Raw genomic sequence first — 19291 nt, 5'->3', positions numbered from 1 at the left:
TGATGTGGATCCTCATCATCAGCGAAGTCGCGGTGTTCGGGGCGGGGTTGCTCGTGTTCCTTGCCGTGCGGGCCATCGATGTGGCCGGCTTTGCCGAGGCGCAGGACATGCTGAACCGCACCGCAGCGGGGATCAACACGGTCATCCTCATCACCAGCGGATTTCTTGCCGCGCTGGCGATGCAGCTGCGCAAGGCCGGTCAGCGCGGCAAGGCGCGCATGGCGCTGTTCGGCGCGTCCGGCCTCGGGGTGGCGTTCCTGTGGATCAAGATCGCCGAATATGCCGACAAGGCCGCCCTGGGCATCGTCTGGGACACACACGCCTTTTTCAACTTCTACTACATGCTCACCGGCTTTCACGCCGCGCATGTCGCCGCCGGAGTAGTGCTGCTCCTGCTGGTGTCCTGGCGCGACAGCCCCAGCAATATAGAGGATGCAACGATGTTCTGGCACATGGTCGATCTGGTCTGGGTGCTGCTCTTCCCAGTGATCTATCTGCTGCAATGACCCGGCGCGCGCTCTATACCGCATGGGCCGCGCTGATCGCGCTCAGCCTCGGCTCGACCGCGCTGTCGCTTTCGGCGGTCTGGGCCGTGGGGCCGATCGTTGCCGGGGTTGCGGTCCTGCTGCTCGCCTGGTGGAAAGCGCGGATCATCCTGTCGCAATATCTCGAACTCGCCACCGCGCCGGAGTGGCAGCGCGGCTTCGACGTCGCACTCGCCGCGCTGTGCCTGCTGTTGCTGGGGCTCTACCTCATGCCGCAGGTTCTTTGAAACAGTCCGCAAGCGCGTCCGGCAGATCGAACTCGCGCAGCACGCGCGCCCGCGCCTCGGGCGACATCTTCCGCGCGGTCTTCTGCACGATGCGCAACAGCTTGTCGGGATCCTGCGTCGTCGAGAAGGGCGCGAAATACCATTTGAGGAACACGAAACAGATCACGTCCTCCAGCGCCTGAACCTCGGCATCGCGCTTGATCCCCTGCTTGAGCAGCATCCGCCGCGCTGCATCCCTGTCCGCCTCCGGGTAACCGGCATCCGCCATGATCGCCGCAACGCGCTCGGCGTGGTGCTTCGCCAGATCGCGCCGCCATGTCAGATAGCCCTCGCGGCCCTCGGGATATTCGGCGCGGCGCAACACCCAGCGTTCGATATGCTGCCCGCGCGCCGCGATTTGCAACGCCTCGCTGGCATCCGGGAACAGCCGCCGCTGCTCCTCGGTCATGCGCTGGCCGTAAAGCAAACTCGCGGGCTGGCCGTCCTCGAGATCGGGATCGCGGGCATTGGCGGTGTCGATGGCGTCGAACGCCGTGTCTCTCTTGCTCATAGCGCCTTGTTCCAAGCTGTTGCCGGATCGATATTCGCATAGTCGCGCAACGCGTCGATATCGCTGATCGAGGCGTGGTTGCGCGCTACTTTCACACCCACCTCGCGCAGCCGCGAAAAGGCGCGCGACAGGCTTTCGGGCTTCATGCCCAGCCGCCCGGCGATCAGCACCTTGTCATAGGGCAGGGTCACGATGCAGCTGCCGCTGTCGCAGGTGCTCAGCTCGGCCAGGAAATCGGCCACCCGCTGCGCCCCGGTCTGCGCCTTGATCTGTTCGAGTTGCGAGACCATCTCGTGCAGGTGCTGGAAAGTCGAGCCGAGAACCGCGATGCAAAGCTCCGGCTCCTTTCTCATCAGCGCAACGAGCATCCGCGCGGGAATGAGCATCAGCTTGCACTCCGTCACCGCTTCGGCAGAGACAGGGTAATCCTCGTGCTTGAAGGCGACCGCCTCGCCGAAACTGGCGCTGCGTGTGAAGACATTGACGACCGCCTCATTGCCGTTGGGCGCGATGCGATAAAGTTTTACCCAGCCATCCAGCACGATGTGAATGACCTCGGCTCGTTCGCCCTGAAGGAACACCGTCTCCCCGCGCCCGTATTCGAGCGTGACGGCTTCTTTCAATAGCGCGGCCCTGACATCTTCGGGCAGGTTGCGCATCAGGATGGACTCTTCGGCGATGCGGCGATCTTGGCTTTGAACCATGGCTAAGACGTCCTGTGACGAAGTTGGTCGAATTGGAGCGTTTCAAATCATGCCTGTTTTCGGAAGAAAAGGCCAATGATCCGCCCTGTGCGGATCTGGCCGGGCCTCAGCGCGCGACGGCACCCCGCTTTGCGATCTCGATGAAATTCAACACAGCGCGGGAGCGGTTGTTGCGCTTCCACGCCAGAACGGTCTCGCTGCGATACCCGGCCTGCGCGATGGGCCGCGTTTCGACCCCGCGGCCCAGAAACTTGATCAGGCTTTCGGGATAGACGGTGATGCCGAGCCCCGCCGTCACCAGACCGATCAGCGCCAGCGTGTTCGACGCCTCCAGCTTCGGAGCAAGCGCGATACCGGCCTTGTTGAAAAGATCGTTCAGCCGGTAGCGGAATTCTCCCCATTCCGACATATCGCCGAGGATCAACTCCGCCGCGCCGATATCGGCCAGCGTGACCTGCGCCTTGCGCAACAACGGGTGACCTTTGGGCGTGACCGCATAAAGCGGCTCTGAAGCGAGCAGGACGCTGTGACATTCGCTGCTGTCATACGGGCCGATCAAGTAGCCGACATCGATCTCGTCATTGGCAAGCGCGATTTTCTGGCCCTGCGTGCGAATATAGTGAAGCTCCAACGCGATTTCGGGGTGACGCCGCTCGAATAGAGCGACCGCTTGCAGCATCAGTTCGGTGGCCGCGAAGGCCATGTAGCCGACAGTGACACGCCCCGTGCGCCCTTCCGCGACATTGCGCGCCTCTCGCGCGGAATCGCTCCATCCCTGGCCGGCATCGATGATCTACTGCCGGGACAAAATCGAGAGCATTTCCGATCTCGATGGCCGCAAGGTGCGCGTGCATTCCGCCACACTCGGCGATTTTGTCGAAGGGGCAGGGGGCGTGACCGTTACATTGCCCTTTGCCGAGGTCGTTCCGGCGCTCGAAAAAGGCGTTGCCGATTGCGCCATCACCGATCCGGTTTCGGCTTTCAAGGCCAGCTGGCACGAGGTTATCAACCATGTCTTCGCGCTGCCGGTTGGCTATTCGATCACCTTCACTGCCGTGAATGCCAAGCTCTGGGACGGGCTCGATGAGGCCACGCGCAACGCCATGCAGACCGCCTTCGACGAAATGGAAGCAAGCGGCTGGAAGATCGCCGAGAGCGAACAGGCGATGGGTGTCGGTTGTCTCACCGGAACGGTGGATGAGTGCACGATGGGCACCGTGGGCGATGCGGAACTTCACCAGCCGCGCGAGAGCGACACCGCTGCGCGGCAGGCCATCCTCGATAACTTCGTCCTGAAACGCTGGGCTGCGCGCTGCGGCGCCGATTGTGTCGAGACATGGAACGCAAGCGCCGGGGATGCTGCGGGCTTTACCGCGCCGTCGCCCGAAAGCTGAACCGAAGCGCGCGGCGTTCCGGCGATGACCGGAGCGCTGCCACCCGCGTCCTCCTGACAAGGATCGTCCATGTATCAGACCCTTTTCGCCTATATCTTCCGCCTCTCGCAATTCGCCGTCTGGATCGGTGGATCGATGATGCTGTTATCGGCGATCATGGTGTCGGCGGACGTGATCGCCCGAAAGGTTCTGGGGGTCACGCTCGGCGGATCGGACGAGATTTCGGGTTATCTGTTCGCCATCGCGACCGCCTTTGCCTTTCCTTACGCCGCACTGCACCGCGCGAATGTTCGGATCGACGTGCTTTACATGCGCTTTCCCCGCCGCCTGCGCGGGCTTCTCGATATTCTTGGGCTCACGCTGCTCGCCGGTTTCGCGGTCATCGTCACCTGGCGCGCGCTGGCGACCGTCAGCGTCACTTGGGAAAACGGATCGCACTCCATCACACCGTTGCAAACACCGCTCATCATTCCACAGGGCATCTGGGTTCTGGGTTGGTGCCTTTTCAGCCTGACGCTTCTCTTCATCCTTGTCAGCCTGATCTCCGCCTATCTGCGCGGCGATGCGCGGCAGGTTCAGAAACTGGGCGGCGCAATGTCGATGGAGGAAGAGATCGAGGGCGAGACAAAGGGCGTAACACCTCCCGCGCCGCGCGCGGCATCCTTATCGGCAGGAGAATAGATCATGCTCGGATCGGCCACCGGGATTCTTTTCGGATTGATCGCGCTCAGCGTTCCGATTGCCGCTGTCGTCGGCATCCTCGCCTTCGTGCTGGCCTATCTCTATTCGCCCATGCCGCTGCACCTGGCCGCCGGGGATATCTTCTGGACCAACAGCATCGATTTTATCCTGATCGCGGTGCCGCTTTTCATTCTGATGGGAGAAATCCTGCTCCGCGCGGGGATCGCAGAGCGAATGTATAACGCGCTGACGCATTGGATCTCGTGGCTGCCGGGCGGCCTTATGCACTCCAACATCGGCGCAAGCACGCTCTTTGCCGCCACCTCCGGCTCGTCCATCGCGACCGCCGCGACGGTCGGCACCGTCGCCATGCCGGAGATCGAGAAGAACGGATACAACCCGCGGCTCTTCATGGGCACGCTGGCGGCGGGCGGCACGCTGGGCATCCTCATTCCGCCATCGATCAACATGATCGTTTATGCTCTCCTGACCGACACGTCGGTGCCCAAGCTTTACCTCGCGGGCTTCGTTCCCGGGCTGATGCTGGCGCTCCTTTTCATGCTGACGGTCCTTGTCGCCTGTCTGATCAGGCCCGCCTGGGGAGGACGGCGGGACAAGACGACATGGCGCGCCCGTCTGGCCTGTCTGCCGGACCTCTTGCCGCCGCTCGGCATCTTTCTCGTTGTCGTCGGTTCGATCTACGCGGGCATCGCCACGCCCACGGAGGCGGCCTCGCTGGGCGTCGTCGCGTCGCTCGGCCTCGCGGCCTGGACCGGAACGCTCAAGATCGAGATGCTGCGCCTCGCGCTGGAAAGCACGATGCGCACCACGGCGATGGTGATGCTGATCGTCTTCGCCGCGATCTTTTTGAATTTCGTGCTGGCAGTCGTCGGGCTGACCGATCTGCTGAGCGCCTTCATCAACGGTCTGGGTCTCAGCCCGATGCAGACGATGATCGTGATCGTCATCGCCTTCATGATCCTGGGCTGCTTCATGGAGGCGTTTTCCCTCCTCTTGATCGCGACGCCGCTTCTCGCGCCCATCGTGGCTGATCTGGGATTCGATCTGATCTGGTTCGGTATACTGATGATGCTGATGCTGGAAACCGCGCTGATCACACCGCCCATCGGGGTCAATCTCTACGTCATTCAGGGCGTGCGGGCGCGCGGGTCGATCAACGATGTGATCATCGGCTCGCTGCCCTTCCTGTTGGCACTCGTGACAATGATCGCCCTGCTGCTGCTTTACACGAATATCGCGCTTTGGCTGCCCAACTTGTTCGGCTGACCGAAACCGAAGCGCAGGGCAACGGGATCGACCGCGAGGATCGTGGATCGCAGCTTCGATACCTCCCTGGCTGGCCGCGCCTTCGGGCGCGGTTTTTTTGCCTTGATCGAAAGATTGGAGCGGGTAACGGGAATCGAACCCGTAACTTAAGCTTGGGAAGCTCGCGTGATACCTTTTCACCATACCCGCCGCGAGGGGAGTGGTATCATTCGGGCGCCGGGCTCTTCAAGCGGAATCGATGGGCATGGGGGCGGTCCGGCTTGAACTCGGTGGCTTTCGCGTGCGATCTGCCTCTCGCGGCCGCTCGGGGCGCGACGCGAGGCGACAAGGGAGCTTTTCATGATCCTGTGCTGCGGCGAGGCGTTGATCGACATGGTCCCGGAGCGGATCGCATCGGGCGCGTTCGGCTATGTGCCGCGGCCCGGCGGCGCGGTGTTCAACACCGCCATCGCGCTTGGGCGTCTGGGCGCCGCGGCCGGAATGCTCACCGGACTGTCCCGCGATCTTTTCGGGCAACAGCTTGATGAAGCGCTGGCAGGCAGCAATGTCGACCGCCGCTTCATCCTCAGGACCGACCGGCCGACGACGCTGGCCTTCGTCGCACTGGATGACGGTCAAGCCAGCTACACGTTCTACGACGAGAATTCGGCCGGGCGGATGCTCTCCGCCGGCGACATGCCGAGGCTGCCGAAGGATGTGACGGCGCTGTTCTTCGGCGGCATCAGCCTTGCCTGCGAGCCGGGCGCGGAGGCCTATCGCGCACTGGCCGAACGGGGCGCGGAGGGGCGGGCCGTGATGCTCGATCCGAATATCCGCCCCGGTTTCATCGCCGATGAGGCCCGCTATCGCGACCGGCTGGAGGCAATGATCGCGCTCGCCGATATCGTGAAGGTGTCCGATGAGGATCTGGCGTGGATCATGGCCAACGGCACCAGTCTCGACGCACAGGCCGAAACCCTGCTGGAACGCGGACCGTCGCTCCTCATCGTCACGCGCGGCAGCGCCGGGGCGCGGCTCTATCTGCGCGGCGGCGCGAGGCTCAATGTTCCGGCAGAGCGGGCGCGCGTGGTCGATACGATCGGCGCTGGCGATACCTTCAATGCCGGTGTTCTGGCGCATCTGGCCGGGCGAGGTCTCCTCACGAAATCGGCGCTGCGCGACCTGCCGCCCGATGCCGGCCGCGCGGCGCTGGCCTTCGGGGCGCGTGTGGCGGCGGTGACCGTGTCCCGCGCCGGGGCGAACCCGCCCTGGGCGGATGAGCTTTAGCCTTCCGCCCGGCGTGGCGCGACCTGCGGCGTGCCGCCCGCGCGTCCGCGCCACCAGTTGACCGCCAGGATCGCGAGGAGTAGCGCAGCACCGGCTGCCTCGATCACGTGATCGGGGTGGAATACCGCAATCGTTGCCGGCACGATCAAAGCACGGGAGAGCCAATCCATCGGTGCGAACAGCCAGCCTTCGATGGCGGCGGCGAAGGCGGCGAGCGCCAGAATGGCGATGAACCCCGTCCACAACACAAGCAGGATTGGCCCGCCGAGGATCATCTCTGGATTGTAAACCATGAAAAGCGGGATGAGGTAGAGACCCTTGGCGAATTTCCACGCCTGAACGCTCGTCTCCATCGGTTTTGCATTCGCGATGGCCGCCCCGGCGAATCCCGCAAGCGCAACGGGCGGCGTGACATTGCTGTCCTGCGAATACCAGAACACGACCAGATGCGCGATCAGCAGCGGAATGCCGAACTCCTGCGACAGCGCGGGGCCGACCAATACGATGAGAACGATATAGGAGGCCGTCACGGGCAGGCCCATGCCGAGGATCAGGCTGGCGATCAGCACAAGAATGAGCGCGAGCACCAGGTTGCCGCCCGAGAACGCCACCATCATCGACGAGAACTTGAGCCCCAGTCCCGTCAAACCGACAACGCCGACGATGATCCCCGCCACCGCGCATGCCATCGAGACCGCGACGGCATTGCGCGCGCCGAGCGACAATGCCTCGATCAGCAGCGCCGCGCCGCGCCGCCCGGCCGTCGCCAGACGCTCCGCCGTGAGGGGTTTGCCGCGTTTCGGATCAAGCCAGATCATCTCGACCCCGGCGCGCAGCCCCGCGACGACGACGACCGATACAATGGCCCAGAACCCTACACGCATTGGTGAGAGATTGTTGGCCAGCAGCCAGATCAGCAGGAAAAGCGGCAGTATGAATTGCCATCCCGCCGCCAGCACATCCCGGACATTGGGTAGCTCGGCCTGCGGCATGCCTTTCATGCCGGCCTTCATCGCGACGATATGCACGAACAGATAGACCGTCCCGAGGTAGAGCACCGCCGGAAAGATCGAGATAAGCACGATGTCGATATAGGGGATCCGCGTGTATTCCGAGATCAGGAACGCGCCCGCGCCCATCAGGGGCGGCGTGATCTGCCCCCCGGTTGAGGCCGCAGCCTCGATCCCGCCGGCCTGCGCGGGGCGGTAGCCCAGCTTTTTCATCAGCGGGATGGTGAAGGCGCCCGTCGTCACCACATTGGCCAGCGCCGAGCCGGAGATCGAGCCCATCCCGGCGGAGGCCAGCACCGCCGCCTTGGCCGGCCCGCCCGGCTTGCGGCCCGTCGCGGCATAGGCCAGATCGATGAAGAACTTGCCCGCACCGGTGACTTCGAGAAACGCGCCGAACAGCACGAAAACGAAGATATAGGTCGCCGCCACACCCAGCGGCAGGCCGAAAATTCCTTCCTGCCCGAGGTAAAGCTGCCCCACCAGCCGGTCGAGGCTGTTGCCCCGGTGCGACAGGATCCCCGGCAGCCACTCGCCCAGCCAGGGCAGGGCACCGCGCGGCCCGGCGAGCGCATAGAGGATGGCGGCCACGCCGATCAGCGTCATCCCGAGCCCGATGGCGCGGCGGCTGGCCTCGAGCACGGTGACGGTGGTGAGGATGCCCATCCAGATATCCATCTCGCTCCAGAACCCCGCGCGGGCGAAGATCGCGTCGAGGTTCCAGACGATATAGCCGCCGCTTGCGATCGAGGCGGCGAGGAACGCCAGATCGACCGCCCAGCCGATGACCCCGCGCTTTCGGCGCTGGCCGAAGACCGGGAAGATCAGGAACGCCAGAACCATGATGAAGGCAAGGTGGATGGAGCGCTGGTAGAAAAGGCCCAGTGGCTCGATCCCGGCGCTGTAGAGCTGAAAGAGCGACAGCGCGACGCCGATCACCATGACCGTTATCGCCACTGGCCCGGTGCCGAAGCTGCGCGGCTGTTCGCGCTCCGTGATGGGCGTGTCGGGGCCGGAGGAAGGGGGCAGGCTCATCAGGTCTCAGTCCTCGTCAGTCAGGTGGATCGCCACGCGCGCGCCGGCGGCCATCTGCGACAAGACATATTGCGTGCCGCCGATGCGCAGCCGATGATCCGTCGACGCGCTGCCAACGCGCAAGGGCAGTGTATTGCCCTTTATCGGCTCATCGATGCTTTCGATCCAATAGCCGCCCTCCGCCGCGCTGCGCAAGCGGCCGCGACCCTCGACCTCGCCCAGACCGGCGGCGAAATCATGCAGGTAGCTGCGCGTCAGGATCATCCGCCCACCGCGATTGGCAAAGCAATCGGCCACCGGCCCGCCGGTGACGGAATGGTTCCATGTCAGGCACCACTGCGTGCGTTCGGGGGCCGGATGGGTAAACAGCGCCGTGCCGTCCGGGCCGGTCACGCGCAATATGTCCGGGGCGGCCGGACCGGCCAGAACGAAAAGGGCGGCCATAAAGGGCCGCCCCCAATGCGCCGGGCTCAAGGCTTGAGCTTGTCCGGCACGGTATGGCCCGCTTCCTCGTAATAGCGCAGCGCGCCGGGATGAAGCGGGATCGGCGTGGAGGAGAGCGCGAAATCGGGCGTTGTATCGTTGGCGGCCGGATGCACGGCGATCAACTCGTCGACATGTTCGAACATGTTCTTGGTGATCTGGTAGGCCAGTTCCTCGTCCATCGCGGCATTGACGACCAGAACGTTCGGGATCGAGATCGTCGGCACCGGCTCGCCCACGCCGTCATAGATACCCTCGCGCAGCGTGTAGGGCGCGAAGACCGGCTGCATCTCGACCGCCTTGGTGATCTCGGCCTCGGCGAGCGGGATGAGGCGGATATCTCGGGTCGCCGCAAGGTTCATGATCGAGGAGGTGGGCGGCCCGACGCTCCAGAAGCCCGCGTCGATATCGCCGTCGCGCAGCGCATCGGCGGTTTCGTTGAAGTTGAGCCGCTGCTCCTCGATATCGTCATAGGTGATACCGTTCGCCTCGAGAAGCGCCTGCGCATTCACCTCGGTGCCCGATCCGGGCGCACCGACCGACACCCGCTTGCCCGCAAGATCGGACAGGCTTTCGATGCCGCTATCGGCAAGCGTGACGATCTGCACGGCGTTGGGATAGATCGACGCCAGCGCGCGGGCGTCTTCGACCGCGCGGCCGGTGAAGGGATCGATGGTGCCGTTATAGGCGGCGTAAACCGTATCGGCGAGCGCGATGGCCAGATCGCTTTCCTGCCGCGCGATCAGGGCCATGTTCTCGACCGACGCGCCCGTCACCTCCGCTGTGGCTGAGGCACCTTCGACATGCCGCCCGATCAGTTCGGCAAGCCCGCCGCCATATGGGTAATATGTCCCTCCGGTGCCACCTGTGGCGATTGACAGATCCTGAGCCGACGCGGCACTCGCAACGGTCGCCAGCGCGGCCAGCGCGTATTTCAATGGTCTCATTGTGGTTCTCCCTATTGGTTCCCCCCGCTTTTACAGCGGCTGGTCACTCGCGTGCATGCTCGGCATAAGTCCCGGCGCTGTCAAGCTTTTGCACGGGGCCTGCGATGTGCCCGTCACCTGAGGCCCAGTCGATCCGCGCCTCGAACCGTTCGGGTCCAAGACGCTCCACCGTGACCGACGCCGCGTCATCCCCAATGCGCAGATCGCGGACCACCAGCCGTTCGAGATCGGCCGGAAGCCAGGGATCGGAGAGGGTGATCCGGCCCTCGAAACGCGTCGCGTCGATCTGGAGGCCGATCAGCGATTTGAGGCACAGGAACGGGCTGCCGGCGGCCCAGGATTGCGGAGAGCAGGCCGATGGATAGGACACAAGATGCGGCATCACCTTTGCATCGAAGCCGCAATAGAGCTCGGGCAATCCGCGCTCGAACAAGTCCTGCGCGGCGGCGAAGAGCCCCTCTGCCAGCCGCGCGGCGCGGCGCTTTTCGCCGTAGCGGCAAAGCCCGGCGCAGACCAGGCTATTGTCATGCGGCCAAACGCTGCCATTGTGATAGCCCATCGGGTTGAACTGCACCGCGCCTTCGGCGATCGTCCGCATGCCCCACCTGACGACGAAGTCTGCGCTGTCGAACGCCGCGGCGAACCGCGCCGCGCGGTCCTTATCCGTTGCGCCGGCGAAGAGCACATGCCCGGCATTGGAGCTGAGCACGCGCATCGGGCGCTTCTCGCCGTCCAGTCCCATCGCCCAGGCGCCAAGATCGGCATCCCAGAACAGCGCGTCGAGCCTGCCGGCAATCGCCGCCGCGTCGTCTTCGCAGCGCCGCGCCGCTTCCTCATCGCCCAGCGCCCGATAAAGCGCCCCGGCGGCGCGCTGCGCGGCGTGGTGATAGGCCTGCACCTCGACAAGCGCGATGGGGCCGGAGGCCATCTCGCCATCGGCATGGAACATCGCGTTGCCGCTGTCCTTCCAGCCTTGGTTGCGCAACCCGCGATCCGTGCTGCGCAGATACTCGATCAGCCCGTCGCCATCGGTATCGCCATATTCCGCCGCCCATGCCAGCGCCTTGTCGATGGCCGGGCGAAAGCCACTGAGCCAGTCCAGATCGCCGGTGCGGCGATAATATTCCTCCGCCAGCATGACGAACAGCAGCGTCTGGTCGATGCCTCCGTAATAGCGGTGATACGGCACTTCGCCCAAGCGGGCCATTTCGCCGTCGCGCGCCTCGTGCAGAATCTTCCCCGGCGCGCTTTCGTTCGGCGGATCGACGCTGCCTGCCTGCGTTGCGGCAAGATAATCGAGCACGCCGCGCGCCAGTTCGGGATAGAGCCAGCAGACCTGCATCGCGGTAATGATCGCATCGCGCCCGAACGGGGCGGCGAACCACGGCAGACCCGCGAACGGGTAGGGGCCGGTATCCAACTCGGTGACGAGCAATGCGAGGTTCGAAGCCGAATTGGCAAGCCATGCATCATAGGCCGGGCGATTTGTGCGCACCAGGTTGAGCCGGTTGCGGCGGTTGCGATACTCCTCGACCGTGTGGCGCTTGCAGCGCTCGAAATCGCCCAAGGCGTCGCTCGGCGGGGTCACGACCGCGTCGCCGCGTTGCATCTCGACATGCACAGCCGCACCGATGCGCTGCGATGCGCCCGGCGCGAGCTTCAGACGGAAATGCACCTTTCCGCCCTGCGTCTCGAACGCACGGTCGAATTCCAGCGTCGTGCGGATCTCGATATCGTCCAGCGTGCGATAGCCGAAGATCAGCCGCGTGTCGTCGATTTGCGGTGCATGCAGCGTGCCCCGCCGCTCGCGTTCCACGCCGCGCACTTCAAAGATGTCGCGAAAATCGGCCCAGCAATCGAGCGAAAGATCCAGTTCGACCTCGTCGCCGCTGTAATTGGTGATGCTCATGCGGTCATGCAGCGAGTTGCGCAGGAACCGCTCGCGGTCGAGATGGATCGAATAGGGCGCAACCAGACGTCCGCGCGTGTCGTGAAATTGACGGTTCGCCATGCTGGCGCGAAACACCGCTTCTTCTTCCCCGACGACCGCGCCCATCGTGGTCACGGGCGTTCGGTTGAGCCGCAGGATCAGCCGCGACAGAACCCGCGTATCGCCGACGAAAAGACCGTCCTTGCAGTTGATCTCGGGCAATTCGGTTTCCGGCCCGTTCATGCAGCCGGTGCCGGTGAAGACCGCGAAGGCGCTTTGGTATTTCAGGACGTGAAAATCCTCGCGCGTGTCGGGGCCGAAATCGTTCGGCACCGCCTCTGTGCTGTTTGCATGCGCCATCAGATCGGTTTCGCGAGCGGTCGTTCGTCGCGCGCGGGTAGGCGGCTTTGACTGTTCGTGATGGCATCCAATGCGCCGCGATGTTGAACCATGGCCCTCGCGCTCCTTTTCGTGCCTGCCGCACCGAGCTTTTCATACAGCGCAACATGACGTTCGGCCATCCGCCGGGACGAGAATCGCGCCTCGAAACAGGCGCGGACCGTGGCGCGGTCGATCTCGCCGAGCCGGCGCACCGCCTCCGCTGCGCTGTCGACATCCGCAACGACAAAGCCGCTTTGCCCGTTGTCGATCACCTCCGGCACCGAGCCGGTGGCGTAGCCGATGACGGGCGTGCCGCAGGCCATGGCCTCGATCATCACCAGCCCGAACGGTTCGGGCCATTGAATCGGAAAGAGCAGGGCCGACGCGCAGTTGAGGAATTCGGGCTTTTCGGCATCCGAGATCTCGCCCACGAACTGGATCTGCTCGCCATCCACCAGCTTGCGCACATGGCGATCCCAGAATTCGCGATCGAGATTGTTGATCCGCGCCGCGATCTTGAGTTGCTTGCCGGTCATTCGCGCGATGCGGATCGCATCCAGCACGCCTTTTTCCGCGCAGATGCGGCCCAGAAAGGCCAGATACCCGTCCCGAGCATTGGGGCGGTCATAGGCCGGCAGGTAATCGAGCGGGTAGCCGTGATGGATCACGTCCGCCCAGTTGGCATGGGGGCGCGAATTGCGCTGCGCCCGCGACAGGGCGATCAGCGGGAAATGGCGAAACCGCGTGTAAAACCGCGTCAGTTCGGGAAAATCGACACGGTTGTGACAGGTGGTTACCGTGCGCTGGGCGATATCCTCAAACATCGGAAAATGCGAAAACCGGGTGTGGAAGTGGATGACGTCGAAATCGTCCAACCGTCTGCGGACGCGGTCGAATTCCAGAATGTGATCGGCCGCTTCGCTGCTGTCACCTGCGCCGGCGACCAGCGGCGTCTGGCGACAAGGCACCAATTCGCCGTGAACGACGCTATCGGCGGTGGCAAAGACCGTGACCTCATGTCCAAGATAGCTAAGCTCTTGGGTCAGAACTGAAATTACCCGCTCCGTGCCGCCGTATTTCCTGGGCGGCACGCTTTCGAACAGCGGCGCGACTTGCGCGATCCTCATCTTATTCTCCCCCTACAAGCACCTCCAGCTCCGCCGGGGCTATTCCGCGGCCATTGCTTCGGCCTCGAACTTGGTTCGGCGGAACCGTTCCGTCGCCGCGAACCAGCCTTCCTTGTTGCCGCAATCGAAGCGGCATCCCGAGAAGCGGAACCCGCTGATCCCGCCAAGCGCGGCGATGGCATCGGTCAGCTGAATCTCGTCGCCAGCGCCTGGGCGCGTTTGCTCAAGAACGTCCCAGATCGCATCGGACAGGATGTAACGTCCGACAGCGGCATAATGCGACGGGGCGTCCTCCGGCGCGGGCTTTTCGATCAGCCCGCGCGCCGGAAGCAGGCCGGACAGGCTTTCGGCCCCCTCGGGATCGAAAATCCCGTAGCTGCCGACTTCGGCGGGGTCCACCTTCTGCGCCGCGATCAGGCAAGACATTGAGGCAGGATCATACACGCCGCACATCTCGGCCAGCGCGGGCGCACCCAGGATCAGATCGTCCGGCAGGATGACACCCACGGCGCCGGGCAGGGCATCACCCCGCGCACAAAGCACAGCATGACCGAGACCGAGCGGTTCGGGCTGATCGGCAAAAACCACCTCGACACCGTCCAGCAGGCCGCCCGGCCTTGCACGCAGCTTGTCGATATACTCCGGGATCCCCGGCTTGTCGTCCCGCGTGACGAGAACGATGCGCCGCGCGCCTGCATCCACCGCCTCTTCGAGCGCGAATTGCAGGAGCGGCGTGTCGTAGATCGGCAGCAATTCCTTGGCGATCGCATCGGTCGCAGGGCGCATCCGCGAGCCGTTGCCCGCGATCGGCAGGATCACCGTGTCGAGCTGTGTCATTGTGGTTTCCCCTCGTTCAGGCTGTCAGTCGGAATACAGAACAGGGGCGCGGGGGGATTGTTCCCGCATAAAGCGAATGGCGCAGGGCGTATCGGCGCGTTCGGAACAATTCCGCCGACCGCCCGTTTCCGCTCCATCCAAAAAGGCGTGATAGAGGGGGGCGGCCATGTCCGGCGAGACAATCAACGAGATGGCGGAACCGCTGCCGCGCCCCGACTGGTCGCGCCATGCGCTCTTTCTCGATTTCGACGGAACGCTGACCCCCATCGTGACGCAGCCCGAGGACGTCCGCCTGAGCGGCGAGGTGCGTGCGCTGCTGCTCTCCTTGTTCGAACACGCCGGCGGCGCGGTCGCGATCCTGTCCGGGCGCGCGCTGGCGGATCTGGAACAGCATCTGAGCGGCGTTCCCGTCGCGCTCTCCGGCTCGCACGGGCTGGAGTGCCGCGCTGCGGACGGATCGACTTTGGGAGGCGAAGGGGCGTCCACAGAGGCGCTCGACCGCGCATGGGAAACGCTCCGGCCCTTCGCGGCCGAACACGCTCTGTTGCTCGAACGCAAGCCGGGCGCGTTGGCGCTGCATTATCGGGCGCGGCCATCTATGGAAACCGACTGCCGCGCCATTGTCGAGCGTATCGCCGGTGGCACGGGGCTGCGGGCGCTGCATGGCAATATGGTGAGCGAGGCGACGCTACCGATGATCGACAAGGGGCGGGCGCTGCGGGGGTTTATGGACCGTTCCCCGTTCAAGGGCCGTATCCCGGTGATGATCGGCGACGACACGACCGACGAGGACGCCATCGCCGCCGCGCAGGCGCTTGGCGGGTTCGGGCTGCGCATCGGTGGCAGCGAAACCTGCGCCTGCTACCGCGTGGACACCATGCAGGACGCGCTTGGCTGGCTCTCTGCGTCGTTGCGTGCGGGAACAAGCGCGGATGGCGATTGTTGATGCCCCGAGACGTTCAGACCCCCGCCCGCAGGACCATTCATGTCATCAAGACTGATCGCCATTTCCAACCGTATTCCCATCGGCGCAAATGCATCCGGCGGGCTCGTCGTCGCGCTGCGCGAGGCGCTGGCGCAATCGAAAGGCATCTGGATCGGCGCGCATCCGGACCCCGGCGCGGGAGAGGAGAGGCTCGAACCGGTGGAGGGCGGGGCGGAGACGCGGATGGCCTTCCGGCTGACCGAAGAGGAAATGTCCGACTATTACCTTGGCTTTGCCAACTCCGTTCTTTGGCCGCTTTGCCATCGCCGGGTCGATCTGGTGGACATGCAGGCCGCCTATGAGCGCAGCTATCGCGCGGTCAATGCGCGGGTGGCGCGGCTCGTGGCACAAATGGCCAGGCCGGATGACGTGATCTGGGTGCATGATTACCATTTCTTCCCTCTTGCGCAGGAATTGCGCGCACTTGGGCTGACCAACCGTATCGGGTTTTTCCTGCATGTCCCGTTCCCTTCGCTTGGGGATCTGTCGGTGCTGCCGAAGCCGGACGATTTCGCCGATTGGCTGGCCGATTTCGATCTGCTGGGGTTTCAGACGCAGGGCGATGTCGCACGGTGTCTGGAGATGTATCGCGCCGATCCGCGCGCCGAGTTCATGATGGACGGCACCGTCAAGATGGGCAGCCGGATCACATCGGTCGCGGCCTTTCCCATCGGCATCGAGACCGAGGATTTCCGCGCGCAGGCACAGGAGGGCGGTCCGAACCCCTTTGGCCGCGAAGCGCCGGAGTGGTTCATCATCGGGGTGGACCGGTTGGATTACTCCAAGGGCATCCCCGGCCGCTTCCGCGCGTTCGGACGCTATCTTGAAACCCGGCCCGAAGGCACGCGCCCCTGCCTTGTGCAGATCGCGCCGCCGACGCGTGACACGGTGAAAGCCTATCAGGACATCACGAACGAGCTGGAAAGCATCGCGGGGCATCTCAACGGGGCTTTCGCGGAGCTTGATTGGACACCTTTCCGCTATATCCACCGCAAGGTGGAGCGCGCGAAATTGGCGCGGCTTTACCGCATGGCCGAAGCCTGCGCGGTCACGTCATTGGCGGATGGCATGAACCTTGTGGCCAAGGAATTCGTCGCCGCGCAGGATGCGGATGATCCCGGCGTTCTGATCCTGTCGCGCTTTGCCGGCGCGGCGGAGGACATGAGCGCGGCGCTGCTGGTCAACCCGCACGATATCGAGGACATGGCCCGCGCCATCGGCCGCGCCTTCGAAATGCCGCTTGCCGAACGGCAGGAGCGCAACGCCGCCTTGATGGAGGTGGTAGAGCGCACGGACGTCGCGCAATGGGCCGACGCTTTCCTGTCGAGGCTGCGCAAATGCCCGCCAACGCTCTTTGCGCCCGAACCGGGCGATGCGGGCATGAAATCGGCCGGTTAGCCCAGAACCATGTCGATGACGGAGCGCGGCGCCTCGAACCGGGTGATGCAACGCCGGGTAAATTCTCGGCGGCGGGTATCCGGCACGGTGCCGTCGAGCAGCCCGGCGAAATCGGGCTCCAGTGCCGCTGTCTCGCCTGCAAATTGCAACACCGAACGGGTCAGTTCGATATCGCGCATCATCGTCGCGGTTCCGGCATATTGCGGCGTGCGCCAGGCAAAGAACGGCCGGCTGTGCGAGCGCAGCGCGGTGCGCCGCCACATCGGCGGTGACACGAGCGCCGGCGCGTCCAGCGACCGCTCCAGAAGCGCGGTCCAGCCCCGCCAGAGCATCGGCGGCACCACCTGCGCCTTCGCCCCGGGCTCCGGCCCGAGCAGCGCGACGATATCGGGATGGTTCCGGCCGAACAAATCGGCGGTGTTCTGCGCGACCTCTTCGAAAAGCCCCGGATCGTAGTCGACAGAGCGCGCGACGCTTGCCGTTGACGTCTTGTCTTTCAGAAGCTGCATCAGATGTGCCCCGTAGAGCCCGAGCATCGGCGCATCCGACTTCCCGCGCACGATACCCAAAAGCTCCTGCGTGGCGGTGGAGCGCTCATCGGCCAGCGCGAACCGCGCGGCATCGGTGATCCGCGCGACCTCGCTGCCCATCTCGAGCTTGCCGCGCGCGATATGGATGGACAGATCGACCAGCCGCTTGCCGCCATCCTCGCGCGGGTGGCCGAACGCGTCGGTATCCGGCTCGTAGAGCGCGAAGACATGCGTGCGCCATCCCGGAAGCAGGGTCACGGTCTGCTCGATCGTGCCGTCGCCATCGGACAGGCTCAGCGTATACAGCCCCGCGGCGGCGTTGAACGACACGCCGGAAAAACGATCCTCGTCCAGATCGCCCGCGAACCACGACGCTTCGCCCGATATACGCGGGCCGGCATTGGTGGCCGTGCCTTGCGCCTCGTCCTGTCGCCAGAGGTTCAACAGCCGCCGTCCTCCACCGCTTCGAAGGCTGGCTCCGATGGACGGATCGGCGAACCCCTTGGGATCGACGTCATAATAGGGGGTCCACCAGCGGGCCATGAAGTTGAACGACGCGGTGTGTTCGGCGGCCGGGCGCGCGCCGGGCCGGCGCAGGGCCGCTTCGGCGATTTCCGGCGCGGGGGGCGGGGGAGGCGCCGCGTCTTCGGCGGCGGCCATATGCGTCTCATGGGTCCGGTTGGTCAGTGCAAGCGGCGCGGCAGAACCGAATTCGATGGGCGGTATCGAGATATCGGTATCGCCGCGCAGGGCGATGACTTTCTGCCATTCGCTGCGCGCCGACACCGCGCGGACCTTGTAGATCCCGGCAGGCAACTCCCGTTCGAGCCGCCGAACCCCACGTTCGGCCAGCGCGAAATGCGATGCAACGACGAAGATCTCGGCGGTTTCGTCTGCCGCCTCGACGGTCAACCTCGGCATGGCGCGACCTCCTTCATCTGAGACTGATCTCCTGCTCGACACCTGTAAATTCGAACGCACCTTCCCAGCCGCCGGAGCTTGTCAGAGCGTAAAGGCCAGGGCGGAGGGACAGCGCGAGCGAGCCATTCGCTGCCGTGACCGGACCGAGATTGTCGAACGCCGCGTTTTCCAGATTGAGCGTCGCATCCGCGACGGCGCCGGGCAAAAGAACGGTCACCGGGCGCTCGAATGGCGGCGGGTCCTCAACCAGCGTGACCGGATCGAACGGGCCGAAATCGGGATCGGTCGAGATGCGCGGATCCTGCCGTTCGGCCTCGGTCATCAATTTCTGCATCGTGGCGATGAGGTAGTCGCGCAGGCTGTCGCCGGTCACTTTGCGCTTGCCCTGCGGATCGACAACCGCCGCCGCGCCGAGCAGGCCCATTCGCAGCGCATAGGAGAAGGCGCCGTGGAACAGCCCGTTGGCCATCCTGCCTTCGACGGCGCGGCCCGCGAAGCGCGCGGCATAGGCACCCATCGCGCTCGTGCCGCGACCGGGAGCGATCTCGCGCCGCCAATGCGGCTGGGCGGGCGCGGCAAGACGGCCCTGATCCATGCAGGCATCGCTGAACAGGATACATTCGTCGAAATACGCGGCATCGAGAAACCAGTTGAAATAGTCGGACACAAAGAAATTCGACAGGTTCGCCGGAGCTGCATCGGCGAGGTATAGCCCGCCTTCGAGCCGCCGCCGCCCGAAGCCGTGGCCGCTGGTATAGATATAAAGACGCCGCTTGCGGGGCGGCGCCTTCGCCGCCGTTCTGAGCGCGTCGAGCTTGTCCGTCACGTCGCGGACCACCGGACCGACGGGCGCGCCCGCTGGGAAATGATCGGAGGTGACGGCAAAGATATGCGCCTCCGGCACATCGCCGCCATCGGGCGCCTTGAGCCAATCGACGAAGGCGTCGGCATCGTTCACCGGGCCTTGTAGATCGCGCGCGGCGTCCGAGGCGTTGCCGCCGAATGTCGGGTATCGGGCGATCCCGATCACGAAGGCCATGTCGTTTCGCGCCATTT

General features: G+C 64.6%; 19 protein-coding genes and 1 tRNA gene. 8 read left to right on the top strand and 12 right to left on the bottom strand.

Translation table 11 applies throughout. The annotated features are described in order from the left end of the window. Positions 1 to 2 precede the first annotated feature (2 nt). Positions 3 to 506, top strand: coding sequence for a cytochrome c oxidase subunit 3 (locus M3465_RS10415; protein WP_283255034.1), 504 nt, complete (start codon positions 3 to 5; stop codon positions 504 to 506). Then, positions 503 to 772 (top strand): nitric oxide reductase F protein, encoded by a 270-nt coding sequence (locus M3465_RS10410; protein ID WP_249501687.1) that lies wholly within the window; start codon positions 503 to 505, stop codon positions 770 to 772. Before M3465_RS10415 ends, M3465_RS10410 begins: the two co-directional genes overlap by 4 nt. On the opposite strand, the gene M3465_RS10405 is transcribed toward M3465_RS10410, so the two are convergent. From M3465_RS10405 to M3465_RS10395, 3 genes are all read right to left on the bottom strand, one after another. Further along, positions 753 to 1322: a DUF4202 domain-containing protein gene (locus M3465_RS10405; protein ID WP_249501686.1), complete on the bottom strand. Its 570-nt coding sequence runs from the start codon at positions 1320 to 1322 to the stop codon at positions 753 to 755. The two genes, M3465_RS10410 and M3465_RS10405, sit on opposite strands and share 20 nt — an antisense overlap. After that, positions 1319 to 2026 carry a Crp/Fnr family transcriptional regulator gene (locus M3465_RS10400; RefSeq protein WP_249501685.1) on the bottom strand — a complete coding sequence of 236 codons (708 nt, stop codon included), beginning with the start codon at positions 2024 to 2026 and terminating at the stop codon, positions 1319 to 1321. Before M3465_RS10400 ends, M3465_RS10405 begins: the two co-directional genes overlap by 4 nt. A 106-nt stretch (positions 2027 to 2132) precedes the next feature. Next, the gene (locus M3465_RS10395) at positions 2133 to 2729 is read right to left on the bottom strand and encodes a LysR family substrate-binding domain-containing protein (RefSeq protein ID WP_249501684.1); all 597 of its coding nucleotides are present in this window, start codon (positions 2727 to 2729) and stop codon (positions 2133 to 2135) included. A gap of 10 nt (positions 2730 to 2739) precedes the next feature. Between M3465_RS10395 and dctP the strand changes: the two genes are divergently transcribed. The 3 genes from dctP (at position 2740) to M3465_RS10380 (ending at position 5388) form a co-directional block, all read left to right on the top strand. After that, on the top strand, positions 2740 to 3420 hold the full coding sequence (gene dctP, locus M3465_RS10390) for a TRAP transporter substrate-binding protein DctP (protein ID WP_249501683.1): 681 nt from the start codon (positions 2740 to 2742) through the stop codon (positions 3418 to 3420). 69 nt (positions 3421 to 3489) lie between these two features. Further along, positions 3490 to 4101, top strand: a complete 612-nt coding sequence (locus tag M3465_RS10385) for a TRAP transporter small permease subunit (protein WP_249501682.1) — start codon at positions 3490 to 3492, stop codon at positions 4099 to 4101. 3 nt (positions 4102 to 4104) lie between these two features. Further along, complete coding sequence (locus M3465_RS10380) at positions 4105 to 5388, top strand: TRAP transporter large permease (RefSeq protein WP_249501681.1); 1284 nt, start codon at positions 4105 to 4107, stop codon at positions 5386 to 5388. 115 nt (positions 5389 to 5503) lie between these two features. Here M3465_RS10380 and M3465_RS10375 read toward each other — a convergent pair. Then, positions 5504 to 5577 (bottom strand) — tRNA-Gly (locus tag M3465_RS10375). Between the two features lie 150 nt (positions 5578 to 5727). Here M3465_RS10375 and M3465_RS10370 point away from each other — a divergent pair. Beyond that, the gene (locus M3465_RS10370) at positions 5728 to 6654 is read left to right on the top strand and encodes a carbohydrate kinase family protein (protein WP_249501680.1); all 927 of its coding nucleotides are present in this window, start codon (positions 5728 to 5730) and stop codon (positions 6652 to 6654) included. On the opposite strand, the gene M3465_RS10365 is transcribed toward M3465_RS10370, so the two are convergent. Genes M3465_RS10365 through M3465_RS10340 form a run of 6 tightly spaced genes read right to left on the bottom strand, consistent with a single transcriptional unit; the run spans position 6651 to position 14401 of the window. Next, positions 6651 to 8696: a TRAP transporter permease gene (locus M3465_RS10365; RefSeq protein ID WP_249501679.1), complete on the bottom strand. Its 2046-nt coding sequence runs from the start codon at positions 8694 to 8696 to the stop codon at positions 6651 to 6653. The two genes, M3465_RS10370 and M3465_RS10365, sit on opposite strands and share 4 nt — an antisense overlap. A gap of 6 nt (positions 8697 to 8702) precedes the next feature. Beyond that, on the bottom strand, positions 8703 to 9140 hold the full coding sequence (locus M3465_RS10360; RefSeq protein ID WP_249501678.1) for a DUF1850 domain-containing protein: 438 nt from the start codon (positions 9138 to 9140) through the stop codon (positions 8703 to 8705). 26 nt (positions 9141 to 9166) lie between these two features. Next, positions 9167 to 10126, bottom strand: a complete 960-nt coding sequence (locus M3465_RS10355; RefSeq protein WP_249501677.1) for a TAXI family TRAP transporter solute-binding subunit — start codon at positions 10124 to 10126, stop codon at positions 9167 to 9169. A 43-nt stretch (positions 10127 to 10169) separates the two neighbouring features. Continuing rightward, the gene (locus M3465_RS10350; protein ID WP_249501676.1) at positions 10170 to 12416 is read right to left on the bottom strand and encodes an amylo-alpha-1,6-glucosidase; all 2247 of its coding nucleotides are present in this window, start codon (positions 12414 to 12416) and stop codon (positions 10170 to 10172) included. Continuing rightward, positions 12416 to 13564: a glycosyltransferase family 4 protein gene (locus M3465_RS10345; protein ID WP_249501675.1), complete on the bottom strand. Its 1149-nt coding sequence runs from the start codon at positions 13562 to 13564 to the stop codon at positions 12416 to 12418. Before M3465_RS10345 ends, M3465_RS10350 begins: the two co-directional genes overlap by 1 nt. Before the next feature lie 39 nt (positions 13565 to 13603). Beyond that, positions 13604 to 14401, bottom strand: a complete 798-nt coding sequence (locus M3465_RS10340) for a UTP--glucose-1-phosphate uridylyltransferase (protein WP_249501674.1) — start codon at positions 14399 to 14401, stop codon at positions 13604 to 13606. Positions 14402 to 14567: 166 nt separating this feature from the next. Between M3465_RS10340 and otsB the strand changes: the two genes are divergently transcribed. Together otsB and M3465_RS10330 are read left to right on the top strand one after the other, a co-directional pair. Beyond that, entirely contained in the window at positions 14568 to 15347 is a 780-nt protein-coding gene (gene otsB, locus M3465_RS10335; RefSeq protein WP_249501673.1) for a trehalose-phosphatase, read from the top strand. Between the two features lie 39 nt (positions 15348 to 15386). Continuing rightward, positions 15387 to 16784, top strand: a complete 1398-nt coding sequence (locus tag M3465_RS10330; protein ID WP_249501672.1) for an alpha,alpha-trehalose-phosphate synthase (UDP-forming) — start codon at positions 15387 to 15389, stop codon at positions 16782 to 16784. Here the strand turns inward: M3465_RS10330 and M3465_RS10325 are convergent. Together M3465_RS10325 and M3465_RS10320 are read right to left on the bottom strand one after the other, a co-directional pair. Then, positions 16781 to 18235, bottom strand: coding sequence for a hypothetical protein (locus tag M3465_RS10325; protein ID WP_249501671.1), 1455 nt, complete (start codon positions 18233 to 18235; stop codon positions 16781 to 16783). The two genes, M3465_RS10330 and M3465_RS10325, sit on opposite strands and share 4 nt — an antisense overlap. Before the next feature lie 13 nt (positions 18236 to 18248). Continuing rightward, a complete protein-coding gene (locus M3465_RS10320; RefSeq protein ID WP_249501670.1) occupies positions 18249 to 19289 on the bottom strand; it encodes a caspase family protein in 1041 nt (346 codons plus the stop codon). Positions 19290 to 19291: the final 2 nt, after the last annotated feature.

It is taken from the genome of Marivita sp. GX14005 (assembly GCF_023370775.1).
Taxonomy (GTDB): Bacteria; Pseudomonadota; Alphaproteobacteria; order Rhodobacterales; family Rhodobacteraceae; genus Marivita.
Note: the sequence above shows the minus strand (reverse complement) of the source record. Positions and strands in the feature narration are given on the sequence as shown.